Here is a 14,354-nt window from a genome sequence, read left to right on the forward strand (position 1 = left end):
GCGGAGAGGAAGAGATCCGGGGATAGCTTACATGGCTGATGCTCATCAGAAACATCACGACTACCACATTATCGACCCAAGCCCGTGGCCGCTGCTGGCTTCGATCGGCGCGTTCGTCATCACATTCGGCGGCGTCGGCTTCATGCGCTATCTCAATGGCGGCTCGCTGCACCTCTTCGGCGTCGAGTGGGCCCATCCGTGGCTGTTCTTCATCGGCCTTGCGATCATTCTCTACGTCATGTTCGGCTGGTGGTCGGACACCGTGAAGGAGGCCCACGAGGGCGCCCACACGCGCGTCGTCTCGCTGCATCTGCGCTACGGCATGATCATGTTCATCGCCTCGGAAGTGATGTTCTTCGTCGCCTGGTTCTGGGCTTACTTCGACGCCAGCCTTTTCCCGAACGAAGCGATTCAGGCCTCCCGCCTTGCCTTCACTGGTGGTCAGTGGCCGCCGAAGGGCATCGAAGTCCTCGACCCCTGGCACCTGCCGATCTACAACACAGTCATCCTGCTGTTGTCGGGCACGACCGTCACCTGGGCGCACCACGCGCTGCTGCACAACGATCGCAGGGGCCTGATTCAGGGGCTGACGCTGACCGTTCTGCTCGGCATCCTGTTCTCCAGCGTGCAGGCCTTCGAATACGCACATGCTCCGTTCGCGTTCAAGAATTCGATCTACGGCGCGACCTTCTTCATGGCGACCGGCTTCCACGGTTTCCATGTTCTGATCGGCACGATCTTCCTTTTGGTCTGCCTGCTTCGCGCGATCCGCGGCGACTTCACGCCGAAGCAGCATTTCGGCTTCGAGGCAGCGGCCTGGTATTGGCACTTCGTCGACGTCGTCTGGCTCTTCCTGTTCTTCTGCATCTATGTCTGGGGCGGCTGGGGCGCTCCGCTGGCTGCAGGCTGAGCCGAGATTATGGGTTGGAAAGGGCGGGCGCCACGGCATCCGCCCTTTTTTGTTTTATCGATCACCGCATTGCGGCGATGCGCTCGAATGCTGATGGTTCGGGAACACCGAGATCGAGGCGGTGCCGGATTGCTTCGGCGCATTCCAACGGCGTCAGCACCGAGGTGTCCACTTCAAGGTCGTAGATTCCTGGGATATGGACCTGCTCCTGCCAGAGCTGCACTGGATGGGGGACCGTGTCGTTTTCGCTTGCCTTCACTAAAAGCGTATGCCCTCCGGGCACAGGGATGTTTCGCCGCTTCATGATTACCCTGATAGGACATCTGACCCCGACAAAAAGCACCGGCAAGCCTTCGAGCCGACGGGCGCAATCAGCGAGAATGCCGAGCGGCTGAGAGTAGCTGTCGTGATGGCCGAAATCGGCCACCACATTGAGGCCGAGCCCGGCATGAATGGCGATCGACTCGTATAGCGCGGCGTAGAAAAATGGTATCATCTCCTCGAGATCGGGCCGTTCCCCGCCCGGGCGCAGTCCGATGCCCGGCAGGTATCGCTCCGGTGTCATGTCGTTGTAGGTGTCGACGCCGAGGTTCATCCAGGGGCCATCGAAGTGTTCCTGGATCGCGTTGGCGATCGAGGATTTTCCACTGCGCGGGGCGCCGTTCAGAATGACGATCTGTCCGGCCGAGCTGTCATATGTCATCCGTCTTCTTCTTCTGTTTGGCGCGAATCGCTGAGGCGAAAGAGCGCAGGTATTTCCTTTCCCTCTGCGAATACTTTATGGGTGAGTTAAGGCGGAGGCTCAGGTTGGCCATAGGCAATTGGAAGGATGGTATGAACGAGGACAGCGCGCATTTTCCACCGGTCGATCCGGTGAAGACAGGCCTCAAGGGATGCTGCCCGCGCTGCGGCCAGGGAAAGCTCTTCAACGGGCTGTTGGCGCTGAGGCCGCGTTGCTCGGCCTGCGGTCTCGACTACGCCTTTGCCGATGCCGGCGATGGTCCCGCGGTTTTCGTTATTCTGATTGTCGGCTTCATCATCATCGGCTCGGTGCTGTGGCTGGAAGTTAACTACGCGCCGCCGATCTGGCTGCACATTCTACTGTTCGGCCCTCTGACCATCATTCTCTCCCTGTTTGCCCTACGCTGGTGCAAAGGGATCCTGATAGCAATGCAGTATCGCCATAACGCCAGAGAGGGGCGCATCTCGCGTGACTGAAGTTCATGTTTTGGCCTCTCGCCGGAAGCGATCGATTCTCACCGGTACGGCGGTGCTGATTGCATTGGCGATTCTTCTCTCGCTCGGGACCTGGCAGGTCGAGCGGCTGCACTGGAAAGAAAAGCTGCTCGCCGACATCGCCGATCGCCGGCAGGCGCGGCCGGCATCGCTCGACGATATCGAAGGGATGGCTGCGAAGGGCGAGGATATCGATTATCGCCACATCACGGTCAGCGGAGAATACATCAACAGCAAGGAACGGCACTTCTTCGCGACCTGGCACGGCCAGACAGGTTTCTATGTCTATACCCCGCTGCAGCTTGTCGACGGCCGCTATCTCTTCGTCAACAGAGGTTTCGTTCCCTACGAGAACAAGGAACCGGAAATGCGCATGCAGGGCCAGCTGACCGATCAGCAGACGGTCACGGGTCTTGCCCGGGCGAAACTGGAAGACAAGCCATCCTGGGTCGTGCCCGACAATGATGTCGCGAAGAACATCTTCTACTGGAAGGACCTCAATGTGATGGCCTCCAGTGCAGGACTCGACAAGGCTCAGCTCGTTCCCTTCTTCGTGGATGCAGACGATACCCCCAATCCGAAGGGGCTTCCAATCGGCGGTGTTACCAATGTCGATCTGCCCAACAATCATCTGCAATATGCCTTCACATGGTATGGGCTTGCAGCAGCACTCGTCATCATCGTCTTGGTCGCCCGTTTCCGTAAGTGGGGCCGGGCGCAATAGTATCGCTTCAATTCTTGCCTATATTGGGCTAGAGGCTTTTAGCCTCTGGACAGCGCTATCTCTACGAACCGGAACAGACATGAATATTGCGGCGACACCACCCTTGACGATCAGGCTCTGCGGACCGCGCGGCTTTTGCGCCGGCGTCGACCGCGCTATCCAGATCGTCGTGCTGGCGCTGAAGTCCTACGGTGCGCCAGTCTATGTCCGCCATGAAATCGTCCACAATCGCTATGTCGTCGAAGGCCTCGAAGCCAAGGGCGCGGTCTTTGTCGAGGAGCTCGACGAGATCCCGGCAGAGCATCGTGCCCAGCCGGTCGTCTTCTCCGCCCACGGCGTTCCGAAATCCGTGCCTGAAGATGCGAGCGCGCGCAATCTCTTCTATCTCGACGCCACGTGTCCGCTGGTGTCGAAAGTCCATAAGCAGGCGATGCGCCACAACCGGCTCGGCCGTCATGTCGTGCTGATCGGCCATGCCGGTCACCCTGAAGTCATCGGCACGATGGGCCAGTTGCCGGAAGGCTCCGTCTCCCTCATCGAGACGGTTGAGGACGCCGAGACCTATCAGCCCGCCGATCCCGATAATCTCGGCTACGTGACGCAGACGACGCTGTCGGTGGATGACACGGCCGGCGTCATCGCGCGCCTGCAGGAGCGCTTCCCCAATCTGACGGCACCGGCGGCCGACTCGATCTGTTATGCCACCACCAACCGCCAGGAAGTCGTCAAGCAGGCAGCCCCCGGTTGTGATCTCTTCATCATCGTCGGAGCGCCGAATTCGTCGAATTCCAAGCGACTGGTCGAGGTGGCGCTGCGGGCAGGGGCCAAGAGGTCGCTCCTCGTGCAACGCGCCTCAGAGCTTGATTGGGATGAGATCGGTCCGATCGCCACACTTGGACTTTCCGCAGGTGCATCGGCGCCGGAGGTGATCGTCAACGAAATCATCGAGGCCTTCCGCGCTCGTTTCGACGCCAAGGTCGAGCTCGCCGAGACGGTTCAGGAAAACGAGCATTTCCTCGTTAACCGGGAACTGCGCAACATAGAGCTGACGACGGCAGACATGGCATTCGTAAACGGGTAACCGCAATTCCGCTCCGGGGAGCAACCGTCGGCGGGACGATTGCGGCGCCTGGCGCGCGGGTAGGAGCAGTCTTCAATTGATCAAACATTTTCGCGGGACGTAAATTGGCAGTCTACACCGATATTTCCGAAGACGATTTGAAGTGGTTCCTGACGGAGTACGATGCCGGGACTTTGCTGTCTTACAAGGGCATTGCGGAAGGTGTCGAGAACTCGAATTTCCTGCTGCACACCACGAAGGACCCGCTGATCCTCACCCTTTACGAAAAGCGGGTCGAGAAGAACGATCTTCCATTCTTTCTGGGGCTCATGCAGCATCTGGCCGCCGGCGGCGTGTCCTGCCCGCTGCCGCTACCGCGGAAGGACGGAGCCTTGCTCGGTACGCTCTCCGATCGCCCGGCGGCGCTGATATCGTTCCTGGAAGGCATGTGGCTGCGCAAGCCCGAAGCCAAGCATTGCCGCGAGGTCGGCAAGGCGCTTGCAAAGATGCATGTCGCTGGCGAAGACTTCGCGCTGAAGCGTCCCAATGCGCTGTCCGTCGACGGCTGGAAGGTGCTTTGGGAGAAGTCCGAGGCTCGCGCCGACGAGGTGGAGAAGGGGCTGCAGAACGAGATCAGCGCGGAGCTCGATTTCCTCGCCACCCATTGGCCGAAGGACCTGCCTGTTGGCGTCATCCACGCCGATCTGTTCCCGGACAATGTCTTTTTCCTCGGTGACGAACTGTCCGGCCTGATAGATTTCTATTTCGCCTGCAACGACCTGCTTGCCTATGACGTCTCGATCATCCTGAACGCCTGGTGCTTCGAGAAGGATGGCGCCTACAACATCACCAAGGGCATGGCGATGTTGGAGGGCTATCAGAGCGTCCGGCCTCTCAGCGATGCCGAGCTGACAGCGCTGCCGATCCTCTCGCGGGGTTCGGCGTTGCGCTTCTTCCTGACGCGCCTTTTCGATTGGCTGACGACGCCGGAGGGTGCGCTGGTCACCAAGAAGGACCCGCTCGAATATCTGCGCAAGCTGCGCTTCCACCGGCAGATCGCCTCTGCCGCCGAATATGGGCTTGCCGTATGAAGCACGTCGATATCTTCACGGACGGCGCCTGCTCGGGCAATCCCGGCCCCGGCGGCTGGGGCGCGGTGCTGCGCTACGGCGAGGTGGAAAAGGAGCTCTTCGGCGGCGAGCCCGAAACCACCAACAACCGCATGGAGCTGCTGGCGGCGATCTCCGCCTTGTCGGCGCTGAAGACACCCTGCGAAGTCGACCTCTACACGGATAGCGTCTACGTCAAGGACGGCATCTCCAAGTGGATTTTCGGTTGGAAAAAGAACGGCTGGAAGACCGCTGACAAGAAGCCTGTGAAGAACGCGGAGCTCTGGCAGGCGCTTGAGGAAGCCCGAAGCAAGCACAGGGTCACGCTGCACTGGGTCAAAGGCCACGCCGGCCATCCTGAAAACGAGCGCGCCGACGAACTTGCCCGCAAGGGCATGGAGCCGTTCAAGAAGCGCTAGAACTTGTCGACCAGAACGTCGCAGAAACAAGGACATCGAGCGTTTCCCTGAATCTGCAAGGAAACGTTTGGCCAAGACTGGAAGTGGATGTGATGCGGATTGTCTCGCTGAATGCATGGGGCGGAAAGCTGCACGCGCCGCTCATTCCCTACCTCGCCGAGATCGACGCCGATGTTCTCTGCTTGCAGGAGATCACGCGCTCGGTAACCGTTTCCAGTGACTGGCTGGTCTATCGTGACGGCAGTCACATCCTGCCGCAGCACGCCAATCTGTTTGCCGAGATCAAGGCGGTCCTTCCCACCCACGACGCTTTCTTCGCGCCGACCGCGCGGGGCGAATTGTTCGCAGGCGAGACTTCTGTCATGTCGGAATTCGGTCTCGCAACCTTCGTCCACCAGTCTTGCCCGATCATCGGCCAGGCGATGGATTTCGTGCATGGCGACTTCTCAAGCAAGGGCTATGGCCCACACCCGCGCGCGCGCAACGCGCAGTGCCTTCGCCTGTTTGACTATCGCGCCGATCGCCCGATCACCGTCGCTCAGCTGCATGGTCTGCGCGACCTCGCCGGGAAGCAAGACACGCCAGCGCGTCGCGGACAGGCGGATGCCTTGGTCGCTCTCATCCGTCGCATATGGCGCAAAGGCGAGCCGCTTGTGGTCTGCGGCGACTTCAACGTGCTCCCCGACAGCGTCATGTTCGGAGCGCTTGCCGAACTGGGCCTAACCGACCTTGTAACGTCTCGTGGCTACGAAGATACGCGAACCTCGCACTACACCAAGGAAGGCCGTTATGCCGACTACATGCTGGTCACAGCAAACGTGGACGTCGCGGCGTTCGACGTCGTCGAGCAGCCCGAGATTTCAGACCATCGGGCTCTCGTGCTGGAGATCGCGTAAGAGTAAGGAGTGACGCAACGGATGCGGATGCACCCGCTGCGCCGAGCCTCGGGAGGCTTCTTGATCATGCCGCCTTGGCAACTTCGCCATGCGGGTCAAGCACGAACTTCATCGCAGCGCCGTGGTCGAAGCTCTCGTAGCCCTGCACCGCATCTTCAAGCGGGATGACCTTCGCGTTGACGATATCGGCGATCGGCAGCCGGTCGTGCAGGATCGCCTGCATGAGCTGGCGGTTGTATTTCAGCACCGGCGTCTGACCAGTATGGAAGGATTGGGCCTTGGCCCAGCCGAGGCCGAAGCGGAGCGACAGGTTGCCGTGCTTGGCGGCATTGTCCACAGCGCCGGGGTCCTCGGTCACATACAGACCGGGAATGCCGATCGAGCCTGCCGCGCGGGTGATCTCCATCATCTGGTTCAGAACGATCGCCGGCTGCTCGCCGCCGCTATGACCGCGGGCCTCGAAGCCGACGGCGTCGATGGCGCTGTCCACTTCGTTGCTGCCGGTCACCTGCGCAATCATATCGCCGAGCCGGTCACTCTTCGACAGGTCGATTGGCTCGAACCCGACCTTGGCGGCATGGGCAAGGCGGTCCTTGTTGAAGTCGCCGATCATCACCACGGCAGCGCCGAGGATGCGGGCGGATGCAGCAGCCGCAAGCCCGACCGGCCCGGCGCCCGCCACATAGACGGTTGACCCGACACCGACGCCGGCGCGCACCGCGCCGTGAAAGCCCGTCGGCAGGATATCGGACAACATCGTCAGATCGCGAATCTTTGCCATTGCATTGTCGCGATCCGGAAATTTCAACAAGTTGAAGTCTGCATAGGGCACCATGACATAGCGGGCCTGCCCGCCGATCCAGCCGCCCATGTCGACATAGCCATAAGCGCCGCCGGCGCGCGACGGGTTGACGGTTAGGCACACGCCCGTGTCCTGCGATTTGCAGCAGCGGCAGCGGCCGCAGGCAACGTTGAACGGCACGGAAACGAGGTCGCCAACCTCGAGCATCTCGACGTCGGCACCCTTCTCGATTATCTCGCCGGTGATTTCGTGGCCGAGAACGAGGCCGGGCATGGCGGTGGTGCGGCCGCGAACCATATGCTGGTCCGATCCGCAGATGTTAGTGGAGATCACTTTCAGGATGACGCCGTGCTCGATTTTGCGGCCATCGGGGGCCACGAGCTTCGGATCGTCGATGTCGTGGATTTCGACCTTGCCGGGCCGCATGTAGACGACGCCTCGGTTCTTGCTCATTTTCCATCTCCTCCGTTGAAAATGCTGCCTCGTGCTGGGCTCCTCTTTCCCGCGCACTGGATACCGACAGATTAGACGAGAATGTAGGACGCGCCGTTCCGTTTACGACGGTTTACGACGCCGAATGGTCGCTCTCCCGCACCAGCGATTGCAAGACCATTCAGATGGGGATGTCTGCGAGCCGGACATCCTTGTGACTTGCTCCTGCGACGTTTCTCCTTATGCTCGCCTGAAAAATGGATCCGGGAGGTCACCACATGATCCTGCATTGCGTGCTGATGCGGCTGAAGGCAGCCATGACAGGGGAAGAAAAGCAGTCCTTGTTTGACGCAATCGTCGCATTGAAGCAGCTGATTCCCGGCATCATCGACATTAAATATGGCCCGAACGTCTCGCCAGAGGGGCTGCATGCGGGCTATGTCGACGGTTTTGCTGTGACCTTCGAAAGTGCCGAAGCGCGCGACGCCTACCTCGTGCATCCGGAGCATGTCGGCGTCGGCGAGCGCATCGTGTCCTCGACGGACGGCGGCTTGGGCGGCCTGATCGTCTTCGATCTTAATTATTGAGGCTGGGCCGCCTCGCGGTGCGCGACCCGGCCGTCGTCGTCAGCTGGCTTTCGCCATCGCCGCCACAAGCTGGTCGACGTTGTAGCGGAACATCTTCACGTAGGTCGATGCTGGCCCGTTGGCGTCGGAAAGAGACTCGACGTAGAGCTCGCCGCCTGGTTCGGCCCCCGTCGCCTTTGCGATCTGCCTGACGAGGCGCTGGTCGTTGGAGTTCTCGAAGAAATATATCTTCACCTGCTCATCCTTGATCTGTTCGATCAGCTTGGCCACATCTGCGGCGGAAGCTTCGCTTTCTGTGGAAACACCAATCGGCGCGAGGAACCGCACTCCATATTCACGGCCGAAATAACCGAACGCATCGTGGCTGGTCAGGACTTTGCGATGGCCGGCCGGAATATTTCCGAGCTCCGAATGTGCGTAGGCATCGAGCGCATCGAGCGTCTTCAGATATGCCTCGGCATTGGTCTTGAACGCCGCTGCATCGGCCGGAGCAGCCTTCGCAAGCGCCTGTTCGATGTTGGCAACCCAGACCTTGACGTTGACTGGACTGTTCCAGACATGCGGGTCGGTAACTGTCCGCCCGTCCTCGTCCATGGTGCGGAACTCTATCCCTTCCGAGACGACGACCGGCTGTCCCTTGTAGCCTGAGGCGGCAATCAGGCGGTCCATCCAGCCCTCCAGCCCTTCGCCGCTGACGAAGGCGACCTGTGCCTCACTGAGGTTCTTCGCGTCGCTTGGCGACGGTTCAAACTCATGGGGATCGCCATTCGGGCCGACGAGGCTTGTGACGGTCACGCGGTCACCGCCGACCTCGCGCACGACGTCGGCCAACACCGTGAAGGTAGCCACCACCTTGAGGGTCGCGGCAGCAGCCGATGTCGTCGAAAGCGCCAAGAGCGCGGGCAGCATCATTGAGAAAAGCAGTCTGCGGGAAATCACGAGTGTCTCCGGGGTTGTCAGCCCTTCAGGTGCGGGCGAGGGAAATACCGCCGGGCGAGACCCGACGGGGCGAGGAAGATCGAAAGGCCGTAGATTAGCGCCGCCGTCATGATGATCGTCGGTCCGGAGGCGAGTTCGAGATGGTAGGAGGCGACGAGCCCGAGGTAGCCCGAGGCGGTAGCGTTCAGGGCTGCTATTGCCATCATCGAAGAAAGACTGCGCGACCAAAGCTGCGCGATCGCCGCCGGCAGCATCATCAGACCGACTGCCATCAGCGTGCCCAGGGCCTGGAAGCTGGCGACCAGATTGAGCACCACCAACAGCAGGAAGAGAAAGTGATAGATCGGTCCGCGTCCGCCGATCGCCCTGAGAAATCCGGGGTCGAAGCATTCCGCAACCAGCGGCCGGTAGATGATCGCAAACATCACGAGGGTCACTGTGCTGATGACGCCGATCTCATAAAGGACGCAGGCATCGATCGCGAGGATGGTGCCGAAGAGAACGTGCAACAGGTCGATATTCGAACCGCGTAACGAAACGACGAGGACGCCGAGCGCCAGCGAGGAGAGATAGAAGCTGGCAAAGCTCGCGTCCTCCGGCAGCGATGTGGTGCGACTGACGATGCCGGAGAGGAGCGCCACCGATAGCCCGGCCACGAGCCCACCGAGGCCCATTGCCGTCAGCGACAGCGAACCGGCAACCAGATATCCGATAGCGGCGCCAGGTAGCACGGCATGGCTCATCGCATCGCCGACGAGGCTCATTCGCCGCAACATCAGAAACACCCCGATCGGCCCGGAGCCAAGCCCCAGGCACAGGCAGGCGACGAGCGCGCGGCGCATGAAGCCATAATCCGCAAAGGGTGCGACGAGGAGATCGTAGGCTGTCATCTCGCGGGCCTGCAAATGCCGTCTTCCCACTGCTCGGCCATCGCCCGCGCTTTGCGCAAGTTCGCTTGGGACATGACATCCGCCGTTGCTCCCCAGCCGATCACTTGGCGCGCAAGTAGGAGTGTCTCAGGAAAGTGGGCACAGACCTGCTCGAAATCGTGAAGAACGGCGAGGACCGTTCGCCCCTCGTGATGCCAGCCGGCGACGATCTCCAGAAGATCCCTTGTCGTGCCACCGTCGATGGCCGTGAACGGCTCGTCGAGAAGGATGACGCCCGCATCCTGTAGGAGCAGCCGTGCAAAGAGTACGCGCTGAAACTGCCCGGCCGACAGCGATCCGATGCCGCGTCGATCAAAGCCTTCCAGGCCCACTTTGGCGAGTGCGTCGCGCGCTTTCTGCAGCTCCGCCGAGGTGACCTGTGCGAAGGCTCGTGCCTGTCGCCAGGATCCCAGCAGAACCGTGTCGAGCACCGAGATCGGGAAACGGCGGTTGATATCGGCGGCCTGCGGCAGATATCCGAAATCCGTCGCCTTCAGTCGGTGCTTTATCGCGCCGGAGGAGGGACGGAGTTCCCCGATGATCGTCTTCAGCAGGCTGGACTTGCCGGCGCCGTTTGGACCGGCGATTGCTGTAAGGCTTCCGGCCGCAATGATGCCGGAAACGTGATGCACGGCCGGATGTCGCTGATAGCCGACCGTCAGGTCTTCAAGCTCGATCGCAATGGCGCTCATGGCATTAGCGTCGCCCAATGGATTGCTGCCCATAGTGGGATGGCAATCAATGCGACGCAGAAAACCCGACAGCCAGCAGAACGCGCCATCAGGCTAGAAGGTTGAAACTTCGAAAAATCCACTATCGACACCAAATGTAATAACATTACGAGTTATGTTATAACAAATGAGGTGAAAATGTGGCGCTGCGGACTTAAACGTGGAAACAAAAAAAGCGGCCGCACGGGCCGCTTCAGATGCTCAAGAGGCGTGAAGCCTTAAAGCAGTTCCAGCATCCTGGCTGCACCGGAAACCGTGGCCTGCCCCGGGTTTTCTTCGACGTTCAGCGATTTCACGACGCCGTCCTCGATCAGCATCGAGTAGCGCTTCGAGCGGACGCCGAGACCGCCGGCCGATAGGTCGACGTCGAGACCGAGCGCTTTGGTGAAGCTCGCGTCCCAATCTGCGAGGAAGTGAATCTTGCCCATGCCGCCTGAGGACTGAGCCCAGGCGCCCATCACATGCCAATCGTTGACGGCGACAACGGCAATATCGTCGACGCCCTTGGAAAGTATCGAGTCCCGGTTTTCGAGATAACCCGGTAGATGGTTCAGCGAGCAGGTGGGCGTGAACGCACCAGGGACCGCAAAGAGGACGACGCGCTTTCCATTGAAAAGCTGGTCTGTCGAAATTTCGACCGGGCCATCCGCCGTCTTTTCCTTGAAGTTAGCCGCAGGAAGCTTGTCTCCGATTGCGATGGTCATGGGGGTCTCCTTGTCATGTGTGGCGGCACAAATGCCTTGTTTTGGCGCGACTATAGAACGCGATTACTCAAAGGCAAGCGGGGTCTCGATGGCGCGTGAACCATCGATGACGAGTGCACTCCAGATCTTCCCGTGGATGTCGTATGCCTTCGGCAGCTTGCCTATGGACAGTGTTGTTGTGAATTTGTTGCCGTCGCGATGGGTTGCGATTTGCTTGGTAAAGACGTGCCCGCTCGGCCCAGCCACGATCACCTCGGGCGCGCGCTCGCCGCTCTCGGGCAGGGTAATGCTGAGAAAGAGCTCCTTCATGTCGGTCGACAGCGTGTGATGGTCCACATTGAATTCGGAGGAGGGGGCTTCCGGCAAAGCTGCTTCGGCGTCCCTCAGAATTGCCTCCTCGGCCGGGCGCGACTGGGCCGACCGTTCAAAGATCAGCGATAGCTCTGTCTGAAAGGGGATGCAGATTTCCTTGCAGATGCCGATGAAGGCATTTGCCTTCAGCTCACGAAGTGCCGGCTCTTTCGCCGTCAACTGCAGCGGGAGGGTCACCGACGAGTCGTAGGCGACCTCATCCACTTTGTCGCCGACGATGTGCTTCGGGATCGGAAAGCTCATCTTGTCGAGTGAAACCCCTTTGGAGAAGCTAATCTGAGGCGGGATGCCGCTACTGCCGGGCTCACGCCAATAGGTGATCCAGCCCGGCTTCGGCTCGATCTGCAGGCCTGCGCGGATATTCCCGCTTGGGTCGGGCGGAAGAGCGACCAGCCGCATGCGGCCGCCCTCATTGTCCGCCCAGGTGCTCATCTCCGCTCGGGCCGACTGGGGGAGATGCAGTATGACCATGAGGAGGCACGCGGCGGACCAGACTGGGCGAACTTTGAGTGAAATAGTCTTCATGGATCAACCATTTATTGAAAATCCTCATGCTCGGCTAGAACTCGCCATCATTTAAGTTTTCATTTTCAGTTGATTGATCTGTGACATTGGCTCATGCTCGTGGTGTCGGGGCCTCGTGCGGTCTGGCAGAGGAGGAATGATGTCCTTGGCGACCCTGAAAAATAAAAGAGAGCGCGGCTTCTTCGATGGCCAGTTTCTCATTGCCATGCCGGGCATGGAGGATCGCAACTTCGCCCGTACCGTGATCTATATCTGCGCGCATTCGGATGCCGGCGCGATGGGGTTCGTGATCAACCGCCCCCAAAACCTGACCTTTACCGATGTTCTCCTGCACCTTGAAATGATCAAGGACGAGGAAGCCATCGTCCTTCCCCCCCATGCGCGCGATTGTCCGATCCAGACCGGCGGGCCGGTGGAAAGCGGCCGCGGCTTCGTCCTGCATTCCGATGACTATCTTTGCGATTCGAGCATCCCCGTCAGCGATGATATCTGCATGACAGCGACGCTCGACATCATACGCGCGATTTTCAAAGGCAAAGGGCCCAAGCGGGCGACCATGTTGCTCGGTTACGCCGGCTGGGGCGCCGGTCAGCTGGAAGCCGAAGTTGGAAACAACGGCTGGCTCACATGCCCGGCCAACGAGGAACTGATCTTCGACCGCAGCCTCGACGACAAGTACGAGCGAGCGCTGGCCACGATGGGCATCAATGCCGCCATGCTTTCGGCCGAAGCTGGCCACGCCTGATCCGCGGAACTATCTGCAAAAAAGTACGTTCTTTGCTGGCACGCGGCGACAAGGCCCAGTCAGGAGAAGAAAGTTTTATGGAAGCACGACCGCAAATTGCCCTCCTGCATTTTGCGGGAGAGGTTTTTGATCTCGATCCCGAGGGAGGCGTGCGTTGAGGCTCTTTGTATGTGACAACTGCGACCAGGTTGTTCATTTCGATAATCGCCAGTGCGTCCGGTGCGGTCATCGCCTCGGCTTCCTGCCGAATAGTCTGCGCGTGCATGCCGTTCAGCATGAGGATGGCGATCTCTGGCAATACGTCGCTCAGCCGGATCTGGTGCGCTTCTGTGCCAATGCCGGTCTCGACATCTGCAACTGGCTCGTGGAGGATGGTGACGCGGGTGAGTACTGTGTCGCCTGCCGGCACAACCGGCTCGTGCCCAATTCAGCGACGCAGGATGGCGTAGAACGGTGGCGCCGCATCAGCCAGGCACAGCGGCACCTCTTCTACTCGCTCTTGCGTTGGCGGCTGCCGCACCCGGACCGCACGCAGGACCCTGTAGGCGGCCTTGTTTTCGACTTCCTCGAAGACACGGTCCAGGATGACGGCAGCGTCGTGCCGGCAATGACGGGACACGAGGAGGGCCTGATCGCAATCCGGGCTGCCGAGGCTGACGACCTCACGCGCGAACAGGCGCGTGCATCGATGAACGAACCTTACCGGACCCTACTCGGCCATTTCCGCCATGAGACCGGTCATTTCATGTGGAACCGGCTTGTTCGCGACAGGAACAACTACGATGGATTTCGGGCAGTGTTTGGCGATGAGCGCGAGGACTACAGCGAAGCCCTTGCAAGGTATTACGCAAATGGCGCTCTGGCCGACTGGCGGGGGAGCTTCGTCAGCGCCTACGCCAGCGCGCATCCTTGGGAAGACTTCGCCGAATGCTTTGCCCACTATCTCCACATCGTCGACACGTTGGAGACTGCGCGCGCCTTTGGCATCGCAATTGATCCCCGCGGTCACGAAGAGATGGCGGCCGAGGTGAACTTCGACCCTTACAGGGCAGCAAGTGCCGACCAGCTAGTCGACGAGTGGGTGCCACTCAGCGTTGCGATCAACGCGATACAGCGCAGCATGGGACAGCCCGATTCCTACCCCTTCGTACTGTCAGCGCCGGTGGTCGCCAAGCTCGAATACATGCATCAGCTGATAGCGGGAGCCACTACGCCGCAGCAGGAAGCGGCATAG

General features: G+C 60.2%; 17 protein-coding genes. 10 read left to right on the forward strand and 7 right to left on the reverse strand.

What is annotated here, in order from left to right; translation table 11 throughout:
* Positions 1-31: 31 nt before the first annotated feature.
* Complete coding sequence (locus BN77_RS08720) at positions 32-910, forward strand: cytochrome c oxidase subunit 3 (protein ID WP_007530658.1); 879 nt, start codon at positions 32-34, stop codon at positions 908-910.
* A 61-nt stretch (positions 911-971) separates the two neighbouring features.
* Here the strand turns inward: BN77_RS08720 and BN77_RS08725 are convergent, their stop codons facing one another.
* Positions 972-1,613, reverse strand: a complete 642-nt coding sequence (locus tag BN77_RS08725; protein WP_007530660.1) for a chloramphenicol phosphotransferase CPT family protein — start codon at positions 1,611-1,613, stop codon at positions 972-974.
* Positions 1,614-1,744: 131 nt separating this feature from the next.
* On the opposite strand from BN77_RS08725, the gene BN77_RS08730 reads away from it, so the two are divergent.
* The 6 genes from BN77_RS08730 (at position 1,745) to BN77_RS08755 (ending at position 6,354) form a co-directional block, all read left to right on the forward strand.
* On the forward strand, positions 1,745-2,128 hold the full coding sequence (locus BN77_RS08730; RefSeq protein ID WP_007530663.1) for a DUF983 domain-containing protein: 384 nt from the start codon (positions 1,745-1,747) through the stop codon (positions 2,126-2,128).
* Positions 2,121-2,870 carry an SURF1 family protein gene (locus tag BN77_RS08735; protein ID WP_040676931.1) on the forward strand — a complete coding sequence of 250 codons (750 nt, stop codon included), beginning with the start codon at positions 2,121-2,123 and terminating at the stop codon, positions 2,868-2,870. Before BN77_RS08730 ends, BN77_RS08735 begins: the two co-directional genes overlap by 8 nt.
* 79 nt (positions 2,871-2,949) lie before the next feature.
* Complete coding sequence (ispH, locus tag BN77_RS08740; protein WP_007530668.1) at positions 2,950-3,951, forward strand: 4-hydroxy-3-methylbut-2-enyl diphosphate reductase; 1,002 nt, start codon at positions 2,950-2,952, stop codon at positions 3,949-3,951.
* Positions 3,952-4,055: 104 nt separating this feature from the next.
* Positions 4,056-5,021, forward strand: a complete 966-nt coding sequence (locus BN77_RS08745) for a homoserine kinase (RefSeq protein WP_007530670.1) — start codon at positions 4,056-4,058, stop codon at positions 5,019-5,021.
* Positions 5,018-5,458, forward strand: coding sequence for a ribonuclease HI (gene rnhA, locus BN77_RS08750; protein WP_007530672.1), 441 nt, complete (start codon positions 5,018-5,020; stop codon positions 5,456-5,458). The genes BN77_RS08745 and rnhA overlap by 4 nt, the downstream gene beginning before the upstream one ends.
* Before the next feature lie 92 nt (positions 5,459-5,550).
* Positions 5,551-6,354 (forward strand): endonuclease/exonuclease/phosphatase family protein, encoded by an 804-nt coding sequence (locus BN77_RS08755; RefSeq protein WP_007530674.1) that lies wholly within the window; start codon positions 5,551-5,553, stop codon positions 6,352-6,354.
* A 64-nt stretch (positions 6,355-6,418) separates the two neighbouring features.
* Here the strand turns inward: BN77_RS08755 and fdhA are convergent, their stop codons facing one another.
* Entirely contained in the window at positions 6,419-7,609 is a 1,191-nt protein-coding gene (fdhA, locus tag BN77_RS08760) for a formaldehyde dehydrogenase, glutathione-independent (protein WP_007530678.1), read from the reverse strand.
* Positions 7,610-7,866: 257 nt separating this feature from the next.
* Here fdhA and BN77_RS08765 point away from each other — a divergent pair, with 257 nt between their 5' ends.
* Positions 7,867-8,175, forward strand: coding sequence for a Dabb family protein (locus BN77_RS08765; protein ID WP_007530680.1), 309 nt, complete (start codon positions 7,867-7,869; stop codon positions 8,173-8,175).
* Between the two features lie 39 nt (positions 8,176-8,214).
* Here BN77_RS08765 and BN77_RS08770 read toward each other — a convergent pair whose 3' ends face one another.
* The 5 genes from BN77_RS08770 to BN77_RS08790 all read right to left on the reverse strand — a co-directional run bounded on the left by BN77_RS08770 (position 8,215) and on the right by BN77_RS08790 (position 12,375).
* Entirely contained in the window at positions 8,215-9,114 is a 900-nt protein-coding gene (locus tag BN77_RS08770; protein WP_007530682.1) for a metal ABC transporter solute-binding protein, Zn/Mn family, read from the reverse strand.
* A 17-nt stretch (positions 9,115-9,131) separates the two neighbouring features.
* On the reverse strand, positions 9,132-10,004 hold the full coding sequence (locus tag BN77_RS08775; protein WP_007530684.1) for a metal ABC transporter permease: 873 nt from the start codon (positions 10,002-10,004) through the stop codon (positions 9,132-9,134).
* The gene (locus BN77_RS08780; protein ID WP_040677657.1) at positions 10,001-10,735 is read right to left on the reverse strand and encodes a metal ABC transporter ATP-binding protein; all 735 of its coding nucleotides are present in this window, start codon (positions 10,733-10,735) and stop codon (positions 10,001-10,003) included. Before BN77_RS08780 ends, BN77_RS08775 begins: the two co-directional genes overlap by 4 nt.
* 257 nt (positions 10,736-10,992) lie before the next feature.
* A complete protein-coding gene (locus tag BN77_RS08785; protein WP_007530688.1) occupies positions 10,993-11,478 on the reverse strand; it encodes a peroxiredoxin in 486 nt (161 codons plus the stop codon).
* 63 nt (positions 11,479-11,541) lie between these two features.
* On the reverse strand, positions 11,542-12,375 hold the full coding sequence (locus BN77_RS08790; protein ID WP_007530690.1) for a protein-disulfide reductase DsbD domain-containing protein: 834 nt from the start codon (positions 12,373-12,375) through the stop codon (positions 11,542-11,544).
* Between the two features lie 139 nt (positions 12,376-12,514).
* Here BN77_RS08790 and BN77_RS08795 point away from each other — a divergent pair, with 139 nt between their 5' ends.
* Together BN77_RS08795 and BN77_RS08800 are read left to right on the forward strand one after the other, a co-directional pair.
* The gene (locus BN77_RS08795) at positions 12,515-13,120 is read left to right on the forward strand and encodes a YqgE/AlgH family protein (RefSeq protein ID WP_007530692.1); all 606 of its coding nucleotides are present in this window, start codon (positions 12,515-12,517) and stop codon (positions 13,118-13,120) included.
* 154 nt (positions 13,121-13,274) lie between these two features.
* Positions 13,275-14,354 carry a zinc-binding metallopeptidase family protein gene (locus BN77_RS08800; RefSeq protein WP_007530693.1) on the forward strand — a complete coding sequence of 360 codons (1,080 nt, stop codon included), beginning with the start codon at positions 13,275-13,277 and terminating at the stop codon, positions 14,352-14,354.

The organism is Rhizobium mesoamericanum STM3625 (genome assembly GCF_000312665.1).
Taxonomy (GTDB): domain Bacteria; phylum Pseudomonadota; class Alphaproteobacteria; order Rhizobiales; family Rhizobiaceae; genus Rhizobium; species Rhizobium mesoamericanum.

What these genes read in the sequence shown, in the direction of transcription:
- BN77_RS08720 (WP_007530658.1), top strand. Translation starts at nt 32, where the DNA reads ATGGCTGATGCTCATCAGAAACATCACGACTACCACATTATCGACCCA.
- BN77_RS08730 (WP_007530663.1), top strand. Translation starts at nt 1,745, where the DNA reads ATGAACGAGGACAGCGCGCATTTTCCACCGGTCGATCCGGTGAAGACA.
- ispH (WP_007530668.1), top strand. Translation starts at nt 2,950, where the DNA reads ATGAATATTGCGGCGACACCACCCTTGACGATCAGGCTCTGCGGACCG.
- BN77_RS08790 (WP_007530690.1), bottom strand. Translation starts at nt 12,375, where the DNA reads ATGAAGACTATTTCACTCAAAGTTCGCCCAGTCTGGTCCGCCGCGTGC.
- BN77_RS08725 (WP_007530660.1), bottom strand. Translation starts at nt 1,613, where the DNA reads ATGACATATGACAGCTCGGCCGGACAGATCGTCATTCTGAACGGCGCC.
- BN77_RS08780 (WP_040677657.1), bottom strand. Translation starts at nt 10,735, where the DNA reads ATGAGCGCCATTGCGATCGAGCTTGAAGACCTGACGGTCGGCTATCAG.
- BN77_RS08785 (WP_007530688.1), bottom strand. Translation starts at nt 11,478, where the DNA reads ATGACCATCGCAATCGGAGACAAGCTTCCTGCGGCTAACTTCAAGGAA.
- rnhA (WP_007530672.1), top strand. Translation starts at nt 5,018, where the DNA reads ATGAAGCACGTCGATATCTTCACGGACGGCGCCTGCTCGGGCAATCCC.
- BN77_RS08775 (WP_007530684.1), bottom strand. Translation starts at nt 10,004, where the DNA reads ATGACAGCCTACGATCTCCTCGTCGCACCCTTTGCGGATTATGGCTTC.
- BN77_RS08795 (WP_007530692.1), top strand. Translation starts at nt 12,515, where the DNA reads ATGTCCTTGGCGACCCTGAAAAATAAAAGAGAGCGCGGCTTCTTCGAT.
- BN77_RS08755 (WP_007530674.1), top strand. Translation starts at nt 5,551, where the DNA reads ATGCGGATTGTCTCGCTGAATGCATGGGGCGGAAAGCTGCACGCGCCG.
- BN77_RS08765 (WP_007530680.1), top strand. Translation starts at nt 7,867, where the DNA reads ATGATCCTGCATTGCGTGCTGATGCGGCTGAAGGCAGCCATGACAGGG.
- fdhA (WP_007530678.1), bottom strand. Translation starts at nt 7,609, where the DNA reads ATGAGCAAGAACCGAGGCGTCGTCTACATGCGGCCCGGCAAGGTCGAA.